17 protein-coding genes are annotated in these 17,683 nt (G+C 60.2%); 9 read left to right on the forward strand and 8 right to left on the reverse strand.

The window, feature by feature from the left end; translation table 11 throughout:
• Window positions 1–11 precede the first annotated feature (11 nt).
• The 4 genes from BGO89_11760 to BGO89_11775 form a co-directional block, all read right to left on the reverse strand.
• Window positions 12–641, reverse strand: a complete 630-nt coding sequence (locus BGO89_11760; GenBank protein ID OJX57171.1) for a hypothetical protein — start codon at window positions 639–641, stop codon at window positions 12–14.
• 307 nt (window positions 642–948) lie between these two features.
• On the reverse strand, window positions 949–1,521 hold the full coding sequence (locus BGO89_11765; GenBank protein ID OJX57172.1) for a hypothetical protein: 573 nt from the start codon (window positions 1,519–1,521) through the stop codon (window positions 949–951).
• Between the two features lie 896 nt (window positions 1,522–2,417).
• On the reverse strand, window positions 2,418–4,028 hold the full coding sequence (locus BGO89_11770) for a hypothetical protein (protein ID OJX57173.1): 1,611 nt from the start codon (window positions 4,026–4,028) through the stop codon (window positions 2,418–2,420).
• A gap of 3 nt (window positions 4,029–4,031) precedes the next feature.
• Window positions 4,032–5,384 (reverse strand): hypothetical protein, encoded by a 1,353-nt coding sequence (locus tag BGO89_11775; GenBank protein OJX57174.1) that lies wholly within the window; start codon window positions 5,382–5,384, stop codon window positions 4,032–4,034.
• A 100-nt stretch (window positions 5,385–5,484) separates the two neighbouring features.
• Here BGO89_11775 and BGO89_11780 point away from each other — a divergent pair, with 100 nt between their 5' ends.
• Together BGO89_11780 and BGO89_11785 are read left to right on the forward strand one after the other, a co-directional pair.
• A complete protein-coding gene (locus BGO89_11780; protein ID OJX57175.1) occupies window positions 5,485–6,168 on the forward strand; it encodes an acyl-phosphate glycerol 3-phosphate acyltransferase in 684 nt (227 codons plus the stop codon).
• Window positions 6,169–6,192: 24 nt separating this feature from the next.
• Window positions 6,193–7,176, forward strand: coding sequence for a glycerol-3-phosphate dehydrogenase (locus BGO89_11785; GenBank protein ID OJX57375.1), 984 nt, complete (start codon window positions 6,193–6,195; stop codon window positions 7,174–7,176).
• A 21-nt stretch (window positions 7,177–7,197) separates the two neighbouring features.
• Here the strand turns inward: BGO89_11785 and BGO89_11790 are convergent, their stop codons facing one another.
• The 3 genes from BGO89_11790 to BGO89_11800 are packed head-to-tail and all read right to left on the reverse strand — an operon-like array spanning window position 7,198 to window position 9,158.
• Entirely contained in the window at window positions 7,198–7,764 is a 567-nt protein-coding gene (locus tag BGO89_11790; protein OJX57176.1) for a hypothetical protein, read from the reverse strand.
• Window positions 7,745–7,957, reverse strand: coding sequence for an exodeoxyribonuclease VII small subunit (locus BGO89_11795; protein ID OJX57177.1), 213 nt, complete (start codon window positions 7,955–7,957; stop codon window positions 7,745–7,747). The genes BGO89_11790 and BGO89_11795 overlap by 20 nt, the downstream gene beginning before the upstream one ends.
• The gene (locus BGO89_11800) at window positions 7,926–9,158 is read right to left on the reverse strand and encodes an exodeoxyribonuclease VII large subunit (GenBank protein OJX57178.1); all 1,233 of its coding nucleotides are present in this window, start codon (window positions 9,156–9,158) and stop codon (window positions 7,926–7,928) included. The genes BGO89_11795 and BGO89_11800 overlap by 32 nt, the downstream gene beginning before the upstream one ends.
• 50 nt (window positions 9,159–9,208) lie before the next feature.
• Between BGO89_11800 and BGO89_11805 the strand changes: the two genes are divergently transcribed.
• Genes BGO89_11805 through BGO89_11820 form a run of 4 tightly spaced genes read left to right on the forward strand, consistent with a single transcriptional unit; the run spans window position 9,209 to window position 13,807 of the window.
• Entirely contained in the window at window positions 9,209–9,679 is a 471-nt protein-coding gene (locus tag BGO89_11805; protein OJX57179.1) for a 2-C-methyl-D-erythritol 2,4-cyclodiphosphate synthase, read from the forward strand.
• Window positions 9,676–11,958, forward strand: coding sequence for a hypothetical protein (locus tag BGO89_11810; protein OJX57180.1), 2,283 nt, complete (start codon window positions 9,676–9,678; stop codon window positions 11,956–11,958). The genes BGO89_11805 and BGO89_11810 overlap by 4 nt, the downstream gene beginning before the upstream one ends.
• A complete protein-coding gene (locus BGO89_11815; GenBank protein ID OJX57181.1) occupies window positions 11,955–12,425 on the forward strand; it encodes a hypothetical protein in 471 nt (156 codons plus the stop codon). Before BGO89_11810 ends, BGO89_11815 begins: the two co-directional genes overlap by 4 nt.
• Window positions 12,422–13,807 carry a hypothetical protein gene (locus tag BGO89_11820; protein ID OJX57182.1) on the forward strand — a complete coding sequence of 462 codons (1,386 nt, stop codon included), beginning with the start codon at window positions 12,422–12,424 and terminating at the stop codon, window positions 13,805–13,807. The genes BGO89_11815 and BGO89_11820 overlap by 4 nt, the downstream gene beginning before the upstream one ends.
• On the opposite strand, the gene BGO89_11825 is transcribed toward BGO89_11820, so the two are convergent.
• Window positions 13,801–14,178 (reverse strand): hypothetical protein, encoded by a 378-nt coding sequence (locus BGO89_11825; protein ID OJX57376.1) that lies wholly within the window; start codon window positions 14,176–14,178, stop codon window positions 13,801–13,803. The two genes, BGO89_11820 and BGO89_11825, sit on opposite strands and share 7 nt — an antisense overlap.
• Before the next feature lie 132 nt (window positions 14,179–14,310).
• On the opposite strand from BGO89_11825, the gene BGO89_11830 reads away from it, so the two are divergent.
• The 3 genes from BGO89_11830 to BGO89_11840 all read left to right on the forward strand — a co-directional run bounded on the left by BGO89_11830 (window position 14,311) and on the right by BGO89_11840 (window position 17,641).
• A complete protein-coding gene (locus tag BGO89_11830; protein OJX57183.1) occupies window positions 14,311–16,125 on the forward strand; it encodes a hypothetical protein in 1,815 nt (604 codons plus the stop codon).
• Window positions 16,126–16,131: 6 nt separating this feature from the next.
• Window positions 16,132–16,746, forward strand: coding sequence for a hypothetical protein (locus tag BGO89_11835; GenBank protein ID OJX57184.1), 615 nt, complete (start codon window positions 16,132–16,134; stop codon window positions 16,744–16,746).
• Between the two features lie 67 nt (window positions 16,747–16,813).
• Window positions 16,814–17,641, forward strand: coding sequence for a hypothetical protein (locus tag BGO89_11840; GenBank protein OJX57185.1), 828 nt, complete (start codon window positions 16,814–16,816; stop codon window positions 17,639–17,641).
• Window positions 17,642–17,683 lie beyond the last annotated feature (42 nt).

Below are 17,683 nucleotides of genomic sequence, written 5' to 3' on the forward strand. Positions count from 1 at the left end.
GTGCTACCGCACTACCAGCAGCATTCGATGGGATAGCGGCATTCGAGACGGATGCAGTCCGTGGAAGAGCATTCACCAGGGTCTTCGCAGGAACGGAGGACGGTCGTGGTGCAGTCTCCCGTCGTTGAAGGTATGAAGCGTACGAGATGCGTACAGCAGGGCGAATTATCGCAGCCGATGAGGCATTGTCCTGCCACGTCGAATTTCGCGCACTTCGGCCAGCTGACGATCCAGTGGAAGGGCGCCGGTGGGTGCTGGCATTCCGGGAAGAAACGGTAGCCGCTGCAGCAGATACCCATTGCCGAAACGGTGGCGTTCAGCAGTACCTGGGGGTCCGTGACGAGGGCGCCGCCATCGACGACACAGATTCGCCGTATCACGGTGCGGGCATTGATGGGAAGATTGCCCGGATTGCAAGGCTGTACTCCAACCTTGGGCGGACAATACGATGTGTTGCAGTATGCGACTTTCACCTCGCGGTTCACGCCTCCTATGCAGACGGTGAGTTGTGCCGTTTTCTCCTGGCTGGCCGTGCATTCGCACAGAACCTGGGAGGTGAGATCGAGGGTGGGAACGAGCAGGCCAGCGACGAGGATGAACGCACTGGCGAGTATCGTACGGAACGAACGTACATGTGACATCGGTTACCTCGCGAACAAATAATATAGATGAATACCGATATACCATTCTGAACCCCACTCAGAATGTTCCACATTATGGAAAAATCATCGCCGATCGACTCTGTCCGACCCGACAGGGAAGTAAAGGTTCCTTAACCGGGTCCGACAATATCCGGATAATTTTGTCCGGTGATTCAAACGTCGAAGTATATGGTCGCACACACGATATCGAGGGCGTGGAATGCCGGAATCGTCGAACGCCCTGAGGAACAAAAAAGGAGCAGGCCGTGGGGTGACCTGCTCCCGACAACGTTACCGCATCACGTCATCAGGGGATGCAGCACTGCAGCGGATAGGGAGCGCAGGGAATGCGGACGCACTGGGTCGTCGGGCATTCACCGGGCTCTTCGCAGGTCCTGAGAACCGTCGTCCGGCACTCACCCGTCGTCAGACGTGTGAAGCGGACCAGGTTCGTGCAGCACGGCGACGGATTGCAGGACGTCCAGCATCCCGAAGCGGGATCCATCTCCCAGCACACGGAATGACTCACGAGCCAGTTGAATACGTTCGGATTCGGTGCCGTGGGGCACCATGTCATGAATTGACCTTGATCGCAGCAGATGCCGAGGCCGGCGATCGTGGCCTGAACCAGGCCAGCGATGTTACCGGTCGGAATCGTCGGGCATATCTTCTTGATGACCGTACGGGCATTGATCGGAAGGTTGTTGGGATTGCATGGATGACCATAGACGATCGGCGGGCAGAACACCATGTGGCAGAGCGTCACATTGACGACCTGGTTCACGCCCTGCAGGCAGATGTTTACGGGCACGACACGGTCAGGACCGTTGCAATCGTTGCAACCGGCTTGGGCGCGCAAGTTCGTACTTGCAGCGAGCATGCACACTACGGCGATGAAGATGCCGACAAGTGTGCGACGACAGGAAGGTTCACATGACATCGGAAACCTCTGTAAATAAGTATGTATGAATACACTATACCGTTCCGAACCCCACTCGGAACGGACAATAATAAAGATGATCATCTCCATCGTACTGTATTTTCTTCGTTACATCGGTATGGCCCCCGATGGCCCATCGCGATAGTCGTCTACGTAGTTCCTACGTGTTCTGCCGGTCGGTCGGTGGGAGCGCATCGTCAGGTCCAATTCGGTGCGACCCATCGGTCGGCCGTAGCCAACCACATGCATAGGCGAGGTTTAGGTTCGTCACAGGAACAAAGGATCATGGAGCTGAACAGCGGCCCCGTTGTCCTGTATATCGTAGCGCACATACCCGAAGGTGGTGGTGCGAGTACGTCCATTCTCCAGGTGCGGTCGATGGAGATACTTCGCAGAATGTCGTAGTCTCCGTTTGCAGAGAAGATCGTCTGGCAGTGACGCGTATCCTGATGCATGATCCATATGTCGCGATCCCGACCTGCACGGCCAGTCCATCGCCGGGAAGGGGTGCCGGACGATGGAAATGGCCGGACGTCCTATGAAGGGTTACGTCCTGATCGACGATAACGGTATGGCGACGCAGGAGGACTTCGACTACGGGCTCGGTCTTGCCCTGGACTTCAACGCACGGGCGAACGCTTCGCGGAAGAAGACCTGATGGCATGCACTATATCGAGTGCAGCCGCATGGTACAGGAGGGGATCACTTCGCGAACGGGTGGATAGTCCAGGTAGAGCGGTGCTCCAGGGAATGCTTCGAAGCTGTCACCGATGAAAGGGTCGGTGAGGGGCATTGCTTCGGCTATGTCTACTCCGCCCGTCGTTGTCGAGCGGAGATCATTCGATCGTCGTCTTCACCTTGTATTTCTTCCTGATACCATCGGCCGCAGTGGTAGCCTGCGATCTCGTGGCGAAACCCCATACCTTGACCCTGTAGGCGGGTGCGTTATCGACGACGACGGGTTCGAAGTATGCCTTGTACTTCCGTGCGGACCACGTACGTACGAGCGTTTCAGCCTGCTCTTCGCTTTCGACCTGACCTACGGTAATGGTATACGGTTCGTCGTCCGGCCTCAGCCAGCGCAATTCGACCCTGTTGTTGAGAAGGCGTTGCGATGCCTCCTGCTGCATGTAGTAGAGCGGATAGGCACTTCCTGCACTCCGCGTATGCACCTGCGATGTGCTGACGCCGTATCCCGTAAGGAAGTCGGCGACGAAACGTGCGCGTTCGGCTCCACGTGCGACGGCGTTGCCCTTGTAGTCGAGACCGACGTGGCCGATGAGCTCGATGTCGAGCGTATTGTCTTCCATGAGACGTTCCGCCAGGGTAACCAGCAGGGAATAGTAGTCCTGCAGTGCGCCTTCACCGGAGTCAGGGAATGCCGCCACGCAGATGACCGACGGCTGAAGGTCACGGTCACGAACGGGAAGACGGACGGAATCGGCGGCCGAGCTTCCTGACGGACCTTCGACCTTCACACCGACGACGAGATCGGCGCAGGCCGCGTCCGTTTCCGGTGCAGGAATGGAAAGTTCGACGTAGTGCTTGCTCGCGAACAGTATCTCGCGGACGATGTTACCTACGTCGCTACCGTCTTCGTTGGCGATCGTATAGTTGCGACCTGCCGTGGCTCCGGATGCATATCGATAGAGATATCCGAGTGTCGTTTCGGCGGCATTGATGCAATAGACGCGGATGTCGAGACTGCGGGCCTTGTCGACTACGTCCTTGAGTCTGAACAGGACGGATGCGTTATCGTCCGACGTCGTGGCCAGGATGAGGACCTTGTCGGGGCTGGCCTGATCCGCGAGCATCGCGATGCCCTGCATCGCGGATGCCCACAGGGCCGTAAGACCGTTGGGCATTTCGATGGAATCCGCCGAACTGGATTCGGCGGCAAGGGAGGTCGGTGCCAGCGGTGAGCGGCGTTCGGTGTCGTGATTCAGGATCAGGATTCCGACGGAGTCGCGTCCGGTCATGGACGTCAGAGCGGTGCGCAGTCCGGTCAGCGCGTCGGCCGCGAACCTTCCGCCTGCTGCCGAGTTGTCGATACACAGGACGGCCGACGTCGAAGACGAGGTCGATGTCCAGGCTACTTCGCGAACATCCGGTACATGTGGAATACTCGCATCCGTCGTGGAACGGCATCGCGTCGTTACGGACCATCCAGTAAGGCCACTGCGGATGACGTTGCCGCTGCCGTCCAGCGGAATGGCATGTACGATGAGGCGGTTGCCGGACATGCGTGTGCTCATGATCCGGAGCTGGCTCACGGTCGTGGTCGAATCCGAGATCGCGCCGCGCATCCAGTTGAATGCGCCGCCGGTCGTGAGCAGGGGATTCGGTCCTGTCGCCACGTCATCTGACTGACCATAGGCCACTGCGGATGCCAGCATGGTGATGACGGCAATGCTGGGAAGAATCGAGCGTATCGAAGGAAGAGGCATCCGTTAGTCGGTAGGTGTAAGGTCGGACCTGCGTACGCTGAATACCGTCTGGCCGTTGTCGTCGCAATCCAGTTCGACGGTGTCGCCTGCACGAACTTCAGCACCCAGCACCTTTAATGCAAGGGGGTCGGTCACGTAGCGTTGAATCACACGCTTCAGCGGGCGGGCGCCGTACTGGACATCATAGCCGCGCTTCGACAGCCATTCGAGGCATGGATCCGAGACGTCGAGGGTGATGCCGAGTTCCTTGAGCCTGCCGGCGACCGCATCGATCTGCAGTCTGGCGATCTTCTCGACTTCCGTGAAGACCAGTGGCTTGAACAGGATCAGTTCGTCGATACGGTTCAGGAATTCCGGGCGGAGGCGCTTGCGCAGGAGGTCGAGGATCTGTACCCGGATCGACGTCATGACCTGGTCCCGGTTTTCCTCCGTGATCTCCAGCAACTTGTCCTGCATGATTTCCGTGCCCAGGTTCGACGTCATGATGATGATCGTGTTGCGGAAGTCCACGACACGACCCTGACCATCGGTAAGGCGGCCGTCGTCGAGTACCTGCAGGAGGATGTTGAAGACGTCGGGGTGGGCCTTCTCGATTTCGTCGAGCAGCACGACGGCATAGGCGCGCCGGCGGACGGCTTCGGTGAGCTGCCCACCTTCTTCGTAGCCCACGTAGCCGGGGGGCGCACCGATGAGGCGTGACACGGCATGCTTTTCCATGTATTCGCTCATATCGATCCGGACCAGGGCGCCTTCGTCGTCGAAGAGGAATTCAGCCAGGGCCCGTGCCATTTCCGTCTTGCCGACACCGGTCGTGCCCAGGAAGATGAAGGAGCCGATCGGACGTTTGGAGTCCTGCAGGCCTGCGCGGGAACGGCGTATGGCGTTCGAGATGGCATGTACCGCGTCGTCCTGTCCGATGACGCGTTCGTGGAGCCGGTCTTCCATCGTCAGCAGCTTCGTCCGCTCGGTTTCGAGCATGCGCTGGACGGGGATGCCGGTCCATTTCGCCACGATTTCGGCGATGTCTTCGGCGCCGATTTCTTCCTTGAGGAGGGCGGACGTCGACTGGAGGGCCGTGAGTTCCCGGTTGGCGGTTTCGAGGCGCCGTTCGAGGTCGTTCAGGGTCCCGTACCGCAGTTCGGCCACACGGCCGTAGTCGCCGGCGCGTTCGGCCTCGACGGCCTGCTGTTTGACGGATTCGATCTCGGATTTCAATTGCCGGATCGTCTGGATATGAAGCTTCTCGGTTTCCCACCGTGAGCGCAGTTCGGCATGTTCATGCCGCAGTTCGTCGAGTTCGCGGTCGATTTCCTCGAGGCGCAGGCGGGTGCTGATCGTCGTATCTGTTGACATCATGATCTCCTAACGAAGCGTTGAAGACGATCCACGTCTGGACTTTGTGTGTACGGAATATCGTAACTTGCCTCGTCATTACGACGGATGAACAGGGACAAGCATGGATCCGTTACTACGGCTCATACTGATCATCGCCCAAAGCTATCTCATTGGCTCGATTCCTACGGCGTTGATCATCAGCAAAAAGGTTTTCGGCTTCGACATCCGCCAGAAGGGTAGCGGCAATATGGGCAGTACGAATGCCTTCCGCGTCCTCGGCTGGAAGTGGGGCGTTGTCGTCCAGGTTGCCGATATTCTCAAGGGACTCGTCGCGGTACTTCTGGTGGCACTGTTCTTCGATACGCAGATGCCATTCCAGAACCGTACTCCGTTCGAGGATGCGACGGTCGTGAAGCTCATCGCCGGGTTCTCGGCCGTGGTCGGTCATATATGGTCCGTCTTCGCCGGTTTCCGTGGTGGCAAGGGCATCAATACGTCGGTAGGCCTGCTCATCGCGGTGGCTCCCATCGAAGTGTCCATCGCTGCCGGTATCTTCCTCTTCGCCCTGTTCGCATCGGGATACGTCTCTCTCGGAAGCATCATCGCCGCCATGAGCGTACCCGGAACGATGGCCATCCGGCACAATATCTTCGGTGTCGAGATAGAAGGCTATCATGTCCTCGTTCACTTCTGCATCGTCCTGTCCTTGCTCGTGATCTACGCCCATCGTACGAACATCAAGCGATTGCTGGCAGGCACGGAAAACCGGTTCTCCCGGATGCAGATCTTCAAGAAGAAGTCCTGACCCCTCCAGATCGCCATGCATGATATGCACGTTGCCATTCTCGGTGCCGGAGCATGGGGAACGGCACTGGCCGCCGTCGCCTCGGACAATGGCAATTCCGTTGCATTGTGGGCGCGCAAACAGGACGTCGTCGACGAAATCAATACGCGTCGAACGAACGAACGCTTCCTGCCCGGTGCCGTCCTCTCCACGTCCGTTACCGCCACGACCGATCTGTCGGACGTCCGCAGAGCCGACCTCGTCGTCATCGCCATACCGACGCAGTTCATCCGTCCCGTACTGACGGCCACTCCTGGCATCCTCGCCGGAATGGACGTCGTGAACGTGGCCAAAGGCATCGAACTGAAGACTCATCTCCGCGTCTCGCAGATACTCGACGATGCCGGGATCGGACATCGCAGCTATGCCATGCTGAGCGGCCCGAGCCATGCCGAGGAAGTCGTTCTCCGCATGCCGACGACCGTCGTGGCCGCAAGCCTCGATACGGTCTTCGCCGATACGGTGCAGCGCGTGTTCTCGACGAAGGATTTCAGGGTCTATACCACCGACGACGTCGTCGGTGTGGAAACGTGCGGCGCATTGAAGAACGTCATCGCCATCGCCGCCGGTATCGTCGACGGTCTAGGTCTCGGGGACAATACGAAGGCCGCCCTCATCACGCGCGGTCTGGCCGAGATATCCCGCCTTGGCGTCGCCATCGGTGCGCAGCAGTCCACCTTCTTCGGGCTCGCCGGCCTCGGGGACCTTTTCGTGACGTGTACGTCGCGGCACAGCCGGAATCGTTACGTCGGTGACGAGATAGGGAAGGGACGCACGCTGACGGATATCCTGTCGGGGATGAGTGCCGTCGCCGAAGGGGTGCCCACGACGCGATCCGCGCTCGAACTGGCGGCGGCAGTGAATGTAGAAATGCCTATCACGGAGAAGGTCGGTTCGATCCTGTTCGACGGAGAGGATCCGAGAACGGCGATCCGCGATCTGATGATGCGGCCGCACAAGGCCGAATGACCCGGTAGGGTACAAGCAGGTTCAGGGACGTGACCGGAGCGATTCCATATGGATGCGTACGGCTTCCTGATCGGCGGCCGAACGGTTCTGTCCCATCTTGTGCTTGCCCTGCAGTTCCCGTACCCTCATATCCACCATCACGATGCCGCCGAGAAGAGGGTCCACCAGATCCGGCGTCAGACGTTCCCACAGGCCGGGATCGGCGTCGTGAATCTCGATCAGTGTCCTGAGGCGGTCGCGGACGGCCTCGGCGTCGGTGACGATGGCCGAGTCGCCATAGGCATGAACAGTCGTGTAGTTCCAGGTCGGAACGTCGATGGCCGTATAGATCGACGGCGGAATGTAGGCGTGGTCGCCGGAGAAGATGACGAGCGTCTCGCCCCCGGTGAGCTCCTTCCAGTGGTCGTTGGCGCGTGAAAGGTGGAACGTGCAGACGACGTCGTCGTTCCGTTGCCGGACGACGACGGGCATATGCGTCGCGACGGGCCTGCTGCCGCTGCCGGAAATCACGATGGCGAAGGGATGGTCCTGCATGAAGGCGATCATCTCGTCGCGATCGGTCATGAGGTTATGCTTCGGGACGTACATCGCCGGTGAGTCGCTCGATGGTGAGTTCGGCATTGGTGAGATACGATCTGCAGTCGGCCGCCAGCTTCATGCCTTCCTCGAAGGCCTTGAGCTGGGCGTCGAGCGGTTGATCTCCTGCATCGAGCATACGCGCGATGTCTTCGAGACGCCTGAGCTGATCCTCAAGCGAGGGTTGTTCCTTGGTCTTCGCCATCGATGTTCTCCGTTAAGGGCGTTGTTGCTTGAATGAGCGCCATGCTGACGTCGGCGTGGCGGCGTATGGTGACGGTCTCGCCCGGCTGCAGCATCTCGTCGGTCATCACGACGTGGCCATTGCGTTCGACCACGGCGAAGCCACGGCGCAGCGGGGCCAGTGGATGGAGGGACCTGCATAGCGTGACGGCATGGTCGACGCGTTGCGTAAGCATGGCGAGACGATGACGAACGCTGCGTTCGTAACGCACCGTGAGCTCGTCGATCCGCTGGGCACGAAGATGGATGCGTTCCATCAGACGCTGCGCCGCCGTGCCGTCCAGGAAGTCCGTGACCATTTCCATCAGGTCGTCCACGCGTTCCGTCATGGTGTCGATCATGCTCAGGCGCGCTTCGTCGATGGACATCAGCAGATCGTCGATCGTTACCGGAGTGGCCAGGACGGCAGCGGCCGTCGGTGTAGCGGCACGGACGTCCGCGACGAGATCGGCGATGGTGACGTCCGTTTCGTGCCCTACGGCCGAGATCACCGGTAGTCGCGAGCGATAGATGGCCTCGGCGACCGGTTCGGTGTTGAAGGCCCAGAGGTCTTCCAGGGACCCACCACCACGGCCGGCGATGATGACTTCGGCGTCGGTGAGATTCATCTGGTCGATGGCCAGCGCGATATCCTCGGCTGCCCCGTCGCCCTGGACGAGGGCCGGACGGAAGATGACGCGCGCGGCAGGGAACCGGCCGGCGATCGTGGACATGATGTCCTGCACGGCAGCCCCGGTCGGCGACGTGATGACGCCGATGACGACGGGCATACGTGGCAGTGGCCGCTTGCGTTCCCAGGCGAAGAGCCCTTTCGCGTCGAGCCTGCGTTTCAGCGCCTCGAAGGCCTGATGGAGGTCTCCGATACCGGCCGGACGCATGAGGGCGCAGTCGATCTGATACCTGCCCTGTGGCGGATAGACGGTCAGACGTCCGAATATCACGACCCGCATGCCGTCTTCAGGCACGAAGGACACGGAGCGGGTACGCCACATGACGCAGGCGATCTGGGCTTCGGAGTCCTTCAGCGTGAAGTAGCGATGCCCGGATGTATGATGCTTGTAGTTCGATATCTCGCCTTCGACGACGACGTCGCCGATTCCTTCCGTGAGCAGGGCACGGATGGCATTGGTAAGATCACTGACACTGACGGCTTCATCGATCATAGGGCGTGCAATTTCGTAGTTTTCCGCTTCGTTCACGAAGGAAACATGTAATGGTCGGATTCGGCTATGATGTCCATCGCCTCGCCGAAGGCGAAACGCTCGTTCTTGGCGGAATCACCATTCCGTCGCCACATGGTACCGTCGCCCACAGCGACGGCGACGTCGTCCTGCACGCTCTCGTGGACGCCCTCCTGGGCGCCCTGGCGCTGGGCGATATCGGCGAGCATTTTCCCGATACCGATCCGCGGTGGCGCGGTGAGCCGAGCGGTACCTTCGTTCGCCATGCTGTGAAGCTGGTGCGCGAATCGGGGCATCGTATCGTGAATATCGACGCCACGCTCATCCTTGAATCCCCGAAGATCCTTCCCTACAAGCAGTCGATGCGCGAGTGCATGGCCGATCTGTGCGGACTCCCGCTCGAACGCGTGAGCATCAAGGCCACGACGTCCGAACGTCTGGGATTCGCCGGACGCAAGGAAGGTGTGGAAGCCTACTGTATCTGTGAGGTCCAGCCGCAATGATGCGGAAGCTGATCGTTGTCCTTCTCCTTTCCGCCCTGCCATCGCTGCGTGCGGTAGCGGACGATTCGTACCCACTCACGCTGCGGCCCGTCAGCCGCATCGCCGGTACCATGCTTCCTGCCGATGAGGAGGGGACGTTGTGGTACGTCGTGGAACAGCGATCCGTATGGGATGTGAACGCTCCGTCGCTACGGACCATCGACGCGGAGGGCCGGCCGAAACGTCACGTGCGTTCGGGCATGGAGATACGTGCGGCGATGCCGCTGAGAGATGGGATCGCCGTCGTGATCCGTGAAGAAGGTCAGCAGCACTGGCTCGCCGTCTTCGACAAGACTCTTACCGAGCGCAGTCGATCCAGGCTCGAGGGCACGGGGACGATGGTCGAGATCAGCGGACGACCGGACAGCGATGTCGTCTACGTCAGCATCGGCGGGACCCTCACTGCGTGTACGCTGGGAGAGAAGACCATCACGACAAGGGTGTTCGACGATCATATCAGCGGACTCCTGTCCTTGAGCGGCAGGGAAGGTCTGGACGTCGCCTATATCCATCCCGTCGGTACGTTGTCCTATCTCACCGTCCTCGATACCACGCAGCGCGTGCGGACGTATGTCGTCGTTCCCATGGCACCGCAATCACGTCTCGAACAGGTCGGAACCGCCATCGTGGTCTATACGCCGATCGACGATGTCCGCGGCACGCAGATCACGATCGTCGATCCCGCTACGTCGCGGTCGCAGTTCCTTACGGTGGACGTGCCGCCGCAGTTGATCACGAGCTACATGCAGAACGGCCAGATCACGTCGGCCATCGTCCGGTTGCAGAACGGACGGTACGATCTGTGCGTCACGTCGCTGCGCCAGCTCGGAACGCTGGCCTCGACCGATGGCGAGACGATCAACGGCGCCTATGGGCGCCCCCTCCTCGTCCGGCATATCGCAGACTCCCTGGTGATCTGCTGCACGGGCGGCATCCTGGCCGCGACGGCACACGGTGAAGTATTGTCGAGCGATACGCTGACGGTCGACGGCGAAGCCACGAATCTCGCCGTCCATCGGCATCCCGCAGGCTTCATCATCGCCGGAGCCCAGGGAAGCATCGTCATCGCCCGCGAGCATCAGATATTCTGGCGCATGATACGGTTCGGACGGGACGTCCTTACCTACGTCGTACCGATCCTGATGGGACTCGGTCTGCTGTTCATGCTCAGCATCAATTTCCGTCAGCGCCGGCTGCTCGGCGCGATGATGGAACTGCCGGGCGCAGGCCTCGTGATCCATCTCGATGCGAACGGACGTCTGCTCCGCACCAACGACCGTGCGGCCCACCTTCTCAAGATCACGAGTAGTGTTCCGATGCGCAGGCTCTTCCGTACCTATGCCCTGCACGATGGCGTCGGAGATCTGCTCGACTTCGTCAATCAGGTGCAGAGCATCCGTACGGCAGTCTCCGACAAGGTCGTCATCACCGACGGTGAAGCGTCGAGAGAGTATGTCTTCTCCGCGGTGCCGCTCCGTGGGGCCTTCGGACGATACAACGGCTGCGTCATCACCGGTGTGGACATTACCGAAGCATTGGAACGCAGGCGTATCGTGAACTGGGCACAGCTCGCCCACGACATGCAGACCAATCTGTCCACCATTCGCCTCAATGCGGAACAGCTCGATGTGGACGGCAACGACGTGACGCGTGAGCGCCGCAGGCGCATTCTCTTCCAGGTCGGAGTCCTCATCCAGCGCGTACGCGACCTCGTCAGCGTCGGCCGCAGTGAGGAGTTGAATCGTCTGCCCGTCCATTCCGCCGAACTGTGCACGGAGATACGTCACGAGTTCGATCCGACGGTGTTCCCGCACGTCACGTTCTCGATGAAGCTTCGCGGGACGATGATGAACGTGGACAGACTCAAGATCTCCCGTGCGATACGGAATGCGGTGGAGAACGGCATCAAGGCCATGCGCGGTCAACCCGGTACGATCGAGATCGCCACGTGGTTCGACCGCACGAACGTCTACGTCAGGGTGAGCGATACGGGAGCAGGAATGGACGACGAAACGATGACGAACATGATGAAGCCCTTCTTCACGACCTCGAAGGATGGAAGCGGAACCGGAATCGGAACGATGATCATGCAGCACGTCATGCATCAGCATGGCGGATCGTTGCGCGTGACGAGCGAGGTAGGGAAGGGGACGCAGGTCATCTTCCGCATCCCTCACGGCATGGAAGGACCACGTCTCCGCAACGCCCAGTTCGCCGTTACTGACGAGGAGCCGGTATGATCGATCTCACCACTTTGCGCGGAAAACGCCTCGCAGCCTTCGACTACGGTATGGCCCGCATCGGCGTGGCCGTCTGCGACGAATTCCATATCGTGGTCAGCACACGGCCAGTGATCGTCAATGATGCAGCGACCATATGGACGTCGATCCAGGAACGTCTCGCAGCCGATCGCATCGACGTGCTCCTCGTCGGCGTGCCCCGGCGTCATGACGACCAGAAGACGGAAATCATCGAAAGGATCGAAGCCTTCATCGAGGAACTCCGCACGCGTATCGCCATTCCCGTGATGCCCGTGGACGAGGCCTTTTCGACGAAGCGCGCTCGTGAACTCATGCTTGTAACAGGAATGAAGAAAAAGCGTCGTCAGACCAAGGGCACGAAGGATGTCGTGGCGGCGGCCATCATCCTTCAGGACTTCCTGAAAGAGCTCGACTATCTTCCCAAGCCTCCATCGACATCGCCATGAAACACAGCGTTCTCGTTCCGACGATCATCTCGATGTTCGTGTTTACCATCGGTACACTGGCCCAGCCGAGAGGCATGCGCGACCAGACGATCTTCGTGGACTACGGAGACCGCTTCTATGCGGAAACCTACGTCCTGCCCACGAAGGGCGCCGACTCGGCGCAATTGACGGTCTTCTTCAGGATGGCGAGCGACTTCCTGACCTTCGTCAAGGTCACGGACAGAAGCGACATCGGCGGCAACTACAAGGCCGACATGCCGGTGAACATCGAAGTACGCGATTCGCTCGGAGTGATCAGGAACAGGCAGTTGTGGAGAGGTACGGCCTATACGAATTCGTTCGAGGAGACGAACAACAAGAACGAGTTCCACTACGGATGGGCGCAGATGACGGTAGGCCCTGGCACGTATACCGTATCGCTGGAGATCAGCGCGCAGAAGGAAAGCAATCAGAAGAAGCTCAAGCTTCCTCCCGTGACGTTCAGTCCGGGACGGCGCGGCGGCCAGCTCTCGCCGGTCATGTTCGCCGATCCGCAGGAAGGACCGTATGGTGATCTCGTCAGTCCCTTCGTCTTCACGGGCAATCTGCCCTTCGTAGCCAGGGACGCCGTCGCGCTGCTCTTCGTGGCCGACGAGACGCCGCAGACGTACGACTACAGCATCAGGCAGCTTCCGCCCGATGCACGTGATATCCGCTGGTGGCAGGTCTCGGATGTCGTCGAATCCGTGACGTCGCAACCCGGCATCGTGCCGGTCATCAGTACGCGTTCCACGTCGGACAAGCCCTTCCTCGAATTCCGCAAGCTGGATGCGATGACGCATCCGATCGCTACCATGCGCATTCCCGTTCCGGTGACGGCGCTGGTACCAGGCCGTTACGAACTGCGCCTCGTCAGACGCGGGACGTCCGACACCATCGCGACGAAGTTCCAGATCCTCTGGGAAATGATGCCGCTGAGTCTCCGGAATCTCAACTACGCCGTCGACATCATGCGCTACATCCTCACGGACGAGGAGATGGACAGGATCGACGACGGTCCGGATTCCGAGCGTCGTGCCAAGCTCATGGATTACTGGCGAAGGCAGGATCAGACCGGAGCCACCACGTACAACGAACGTATGGCCGAGTACTTCAAGCGTGTGGACCAGGCCTTCTTCGCCTTCAGTACGATACAGGAACCCGACGGCGCGAAGAGCGAACGTGGAAAGATCTACATCCTTCACGGCCCGCCGACGAACGTGAGCCGCAAGCCGACGTCAGGCGATCGCCCGGTGGAGATCTGGACCTATGCCAATGCCGTGAACAAGACGTTCACGTTCGAGATCGACGACAAGGGCATCTACCGGTTACGCAAGATCGCGGCCACGACGGGCGATCACTGATCGGTGCCTCTCGGTTCCCATGCCTCGCCGCCGCAGGGAACGTAGTCGTCCGTTACGTGTTCGTCGAGGATCGAGCAGAGCTGGTTCGTGGGATTGAAGTACCGGCATTTCCCGCAGAGCGTTTCCTCGGAGATACGTTCGATATGCTCGTTGAAGCGCTGGTACTGGACGTAGGCGGGATAGACGCCGATACCCCAGATCAGGAAGAGGGTGATGTACCAGGTATAGTCCGAATACGTGTTGGCGTTGTAGATCATGGCTGCGATGCCGATGATAGCCACACGGAAGATGGCTGCGGCGACGATCGATCCCGTCGTGTAGTACGGTCGGTCGGTAGCGTATTCCGGCTCCCTGGTGCGGAGCAGGAACATGTCCAGTATCTGCTCGCCTGTCGAAGGTCGTGTCATGGTCATCCTGCGTTGACGTTCGATCGGACATCCCATTTTGTATGGGATCATCTCTCTATCTTGACGTATCCGAATAATACCACTCTTGCGTCAGACATGGCTTCCACCATCAGGATCCTCTCGGATCATCTCGCCAATCAGATTGCCGCCGGTGAAGTCGTGCAGCGCCCAGAATCCGTCGTCAAGGAACTCGTCGAGAACAGTATCGACGCCGGGGCCCGGAACATCACCGTCGTGGTGAAGAATGCGGGCAAACAGCTCCTCCATATCGTGGACGATGGCGGGGGAATGTCGAAGGAGGACCTTCTCCTGGCGCCCGTGCGCCATGCCACGAGCAAGATCGCGTCCGAGCAGGACCTCCATTCCATCCGTACCCTCGGATTCAGGGGAGAGGCGTTGTCCTCGATCACGGCCGTCGCCGACGTCGAGATACGCAGTCGTCAGGCCGGCGACGACACGGGGTGGTCCCTTACGGTGCGCCCCGGAGTGGAAGCGGAGATCAGACCCGTTGCCGGCGACGTAGGGACGCAGATATTTGTCCGTAACCTTTTTTACAATGTGCCGGCGCGGAGGAAGTTCCTCAAGTCCGACCTGACGGAATTCCGCCACATCTCCGAAACGATGCAGCGTCTGGCATTGTCGCGTCCGGATCTCCGGTTCACGTTCCATGACGGAGACGTGCTGGTATTCGACGTGAAGCCGGGCGATCTGCGCGAGCGGATCGCCATGATCATGTCCCTGGACGCCACGCATGGCCTCCTCGCCGTGGAGGGGGAGGAGGGCGGCATCTCGGTGCGTGGCTACGTCGGCATGCCATCGCTGTCGCGCCAGAGCAGGAGTGGACAATTCATGTTCATGAACGGCAGAGGCATCGTGAGCCGCGCGCTCGCCCATGCCGTAGCCTCCGCTTACGAACATCTGCTCGATCCCGGCCAGCACCCGGTCTTCGTCCTTCATTTGACGCTGGATCCGCAGCGCGTCGACGTGAACGTCCATCCGCAGAAACATGAGGTGAAGTTCGACGACGAGCGCCTCGTCTACCTGCTCGTGCAGCAGAGCGTCGCCACCGCGCTGCAGAAGGCCAACGTCGTACCGTCCTTCATCGGCGATGCGGGACTGGCGAATGCACCGTTGCAATCCCTTCCGCGTTCGCCGCAGGGAGCGCCCTTCATCCTGAACAGGTTGACCGGCGAATTGCAGCCCGCACCGTCACAGGGTACGTCATGGTCGTTCGGTGGTGGTACCGGCAGTGGTTCCTACCAGGCACACCAGACCGAGCGGCCCTTCACCGAAGCGGCCCGGCGAGGATATCAGGAACTGTTCGCAGGGACGACCGCGGGCGACAGTTCCGTTTCGACGATCCTGTCCGCCTCCGGGGGATATCTCGTGACCACATCTGCCGAAGGCATCGTCGTCATCGACCAACAAACGGCCCATGAGCGCGTCCTGTACGAACGGGCATTGCGGCAGACGGCTCCGGCGGAAGCGGCGGGCCAGGCTCTTCTGTTCTCCGTACGCCTGAGGTTGTCGCCGTCGCATGGAGCATTGTTGCGGGAGTATCACGACGAGTTCATGGCGCTCGGCTTTCGCCTCGATGTGGAAGCGGATGGCAGTGTGGATATCCATGCCGTTCCGTCCGACGTCCGTCCTGGTAACGAGGAAGACACGCTGACCCATATCCTCGCGACCTTGGAAGATGCCGGCAGGCTTCCTCCCGAGCGCCGCAAGGAAGGTCTGGCGGGCGCCTTCGCACGACGGCAGGCCGTACGGCGGTCCGACCGCCTGCAGGGTGCCGAGCAGCAGGCTCTGGTGCGCGACCTGTTCAGTTGTACCGTGCCCCATACCAGCCCACGTGGCGAGCCGACCTACGTGGTGATCACCTTCGACGAGCTTGTCCAACGTTTCCGCTGAAAAGTCATGATGCGACCCCTCCTTGCACTGCTGTTCGTTTTCGTCCTCGGGGTTCCGGGGGCTTTCGCCGCGGAGGACGTGGACTACGACAGACTGGTCCGATGGATGGAAGGAACCTTCAGCAGCGCGGAACATGCACGGCGGGATACGGCCTTCATGGATATGACGCTGCACGTCAAGCGTATCTGGCCGGACCGCAGGGACGGGGCATGGTTCTATGTGGAGCTGTCCCGTGTGGATGCGGAGGACAAGCCCGAACGCCAGATGGTATACCAGGTCATGCGTGTGGAAGAGGGAATGATCGAGAGCATCGTATGGTCCGTCAGGAATCCCGACGCCGTACGCGGCGCCTGGGCCGACAGTACGATATTCGAAGAGCGCAGCCAGAAGGACCTCGTCCGGCGTCGTGGCTGCGAGCTGTACTTCCAGACCGATGCCGACCGTTACGTGGGTGGCACGCACGGTATGGCCTGTGCAAGCGACATCAAGGGCGTTTCCTACATGACGTCGACCATCACTGTCATGGCGGACGGAATCATGATCTGGGAGCGGGGGTATTCGCCCACGAACGAGCAGCTTTTCGGCTCGAAAAAGCAGGGCTACGTCTTCCTCCGCAAGTGAGGTTGGCCGCCGAGGATCGTCTTCCTAACTTTGCAACGGCAATTTTTCGGTACACATCGCGGATACCATGGCAGCTTCGACCAATCTCTACGCTCTCATTCTCGGCGCATCCAGCGGCTTCGGCCGCGCCGCCGCACGTGCGCTCGCCCAGGATGGCATCAACATCATCGGAGTGCACCTGGATCGTGCCGCCGGCATGAAACAGGTCGAGGAACTGCAGGCCGAGCTGACCGGACTTGGCGTGGAACATCACTTCTACAACATCAATGCCGCCGATGCGGAACGCCGCGCCGAGCTGATGCAGCACATCAGGACGCTGTTCGAAGGCAAGCCGGGAGCCACGATCCGCCTCCTCCTGCATTCGCTGGCCTTCGGTACGCTCAAGCCCTTCATCGCCGATACGCCGAACGATGCGATCTCCCAGAAGAACCTGGAGATGACGCTCGACGTGATGGCCAACAGCGTGATCTACTACACGCAGGACGTCGTCCGCCACGGCCTCATGGGTCCCGGCGGCCGTATCGTCGGTCTGACCAGTGCCGGTGCCACGCGGGTGCTGCCGATGTACGGCGCCGTCTCCGCCGCCAAGGCAGCGATGGAATCGTACATGCGCCAGCTCGCACTGGAACTCGCACCTCTCGGCATCACGGCCAATTCGATCCGCGCGGGTGTGACGCATACGCCGGCCCTGGCCAAGATTCCGGGCAGCGACGTGATCATGAACAACGCCTTCATGCGCAATCCCTACCACCGTCTCACGACGCCGGAAGATATCGCCAACGTACTGCGTCTGCTGGTCAAGCCCGAAGCCAACTGGATCAACGGTGAAGTGCTCGGTGTGGACGGCGGTGAAGACGCCATCGATCTCACGTGGTGGAAGCCCGGACAACAGTGAAATGATACGACGTGGCGGGAGGTTCCACGGAACCTCCCGCCA

Origin of the sequence: Candidatus Kapaibacterium thiocyanatum, from assembly GCA_001899175.1 — a bacterium.
Classification (GTDB): domain Bacteria; phylum Bacteroidota; class Ignavibacteria; order Kapaibacteriales; family Kapaibacteriaceae; genus Kapaibacterium; species Kapaibacterium thiocyanatum.

Bases quoted from the DNA above. Each gene is read 5' to 3' on its own strand.
- BGO89_11835 (OJX57184.1), top strand. From the start codon at position 16,132: ATGATGCGACCCCTCCTTGCACTGCTGTTCGTTTTCGTCCTCGGGGTT.
- BGO89_11770 (OJX57173.1), bottom strand. From the start codon at position 4,028: ATGCCTCTTCCTTCGATACGCTCGATTCTTCCCAGCATTGCCGTCATC.
- BGO89_11775 (OJX57174.1), bottom strand. From the start codon at position 5,384: ATGATGTCAACAGATACGACGATCAGCACCCGCCTGCGCCTCGAGGAA.
- BGO89_11760 (OJX57171.1), bottom strand. From the start codon at position 641: ATGTCACATGTACGTTCGTTCCGTACGATACTCGCCAGTGCGTTCATC.
- BGO89_11795 (OJX57177.1), bottom strand. From the start codon at position 7,957: ATGGCGAAGACCAAGGAACAACCCTCGCTTGAGGATCAGCTCAGGCGT.
- BGO89_11825 (OJX57376.1), bottom strand. From the start codon at position 14,178: ATGTTCCTGCTCCGCACCAGGGAGCCGGAATACGCTACCGACCGACCG.
- BGO89_11840 (OJX57185.1), top strand. From the start codon at position 16,814: ATGGCAGCTTCGACCAATCTCTACGCTCTCATTCTCGGCGCATCCAGC.
- BGO89_11815 (OJX57181.1), top strand. From the start codon at position 11,955: ATGATCGATCTCACCACTTTGCGCGGAAAACGCCTCGCAGCCTTCGAC.
- BGO89_11790 (OJX57176.1), bottom strand. From the start codon at position 7,764: ATGTACGTCCCGAAGCATAACCTCATGACCGATCGCGACGAGATGATC.
- BGO89_11765 (OJX57172.1), bottom strand. From the start codon at position 1,521: ATGCTCGCTGCAAGTACGAACTTGCGCGCCCAAGCCGGTTGCAACGAT.
- BGO89_11800 (OJX57178.1), bottom strand. From the start codon at position 9,158: ATGATCGATGAAGCCGTCAGTGTCAGTGATCTTACCAATGCCATCCGT.
- BGO89_11820 (OJX57182.1), top strand. From the start codon at position 12,422: ATGAAACACAGCGTTCTCGTTCCGACGATCATCTCGATGTTCGTGTTT.
- BGO89_11810 (OJX57180.1), top strand. From the start codon at position 9,676: ATGATGCGGAAGCTGATCGTTGTCCTTCTCCTTTCCGCCCTGCCATCG.
- BGO89_11780 (OJX57175.1), top strand. From the start codon at position 5,485: ATGGATCCGTTACTACGGCTCATACTGATCATCGCCCAAAGCTATCTC.
- BGO89_11805 (OJX57179.1), top strand. From the start codon at position 9,209: ATGGTCGGATTCGGCTATGATGTCCATCGCCTCGCCGAAGGCGAAACG.
- BGO89_11830 (OJX57183.1), top strand. From the start codon at position 14,311: ATGGCTTCCACCATCAGGATCCTCTCGGATCATCTCGCCAATCAGATT.
- BGO89_11785 (OJX57375.1), top strand. From the start codon at position 6,193: ATGCACGTTGCCATTCTCGGTGCCGGAGCATGGGGAACGGCACTGGCC.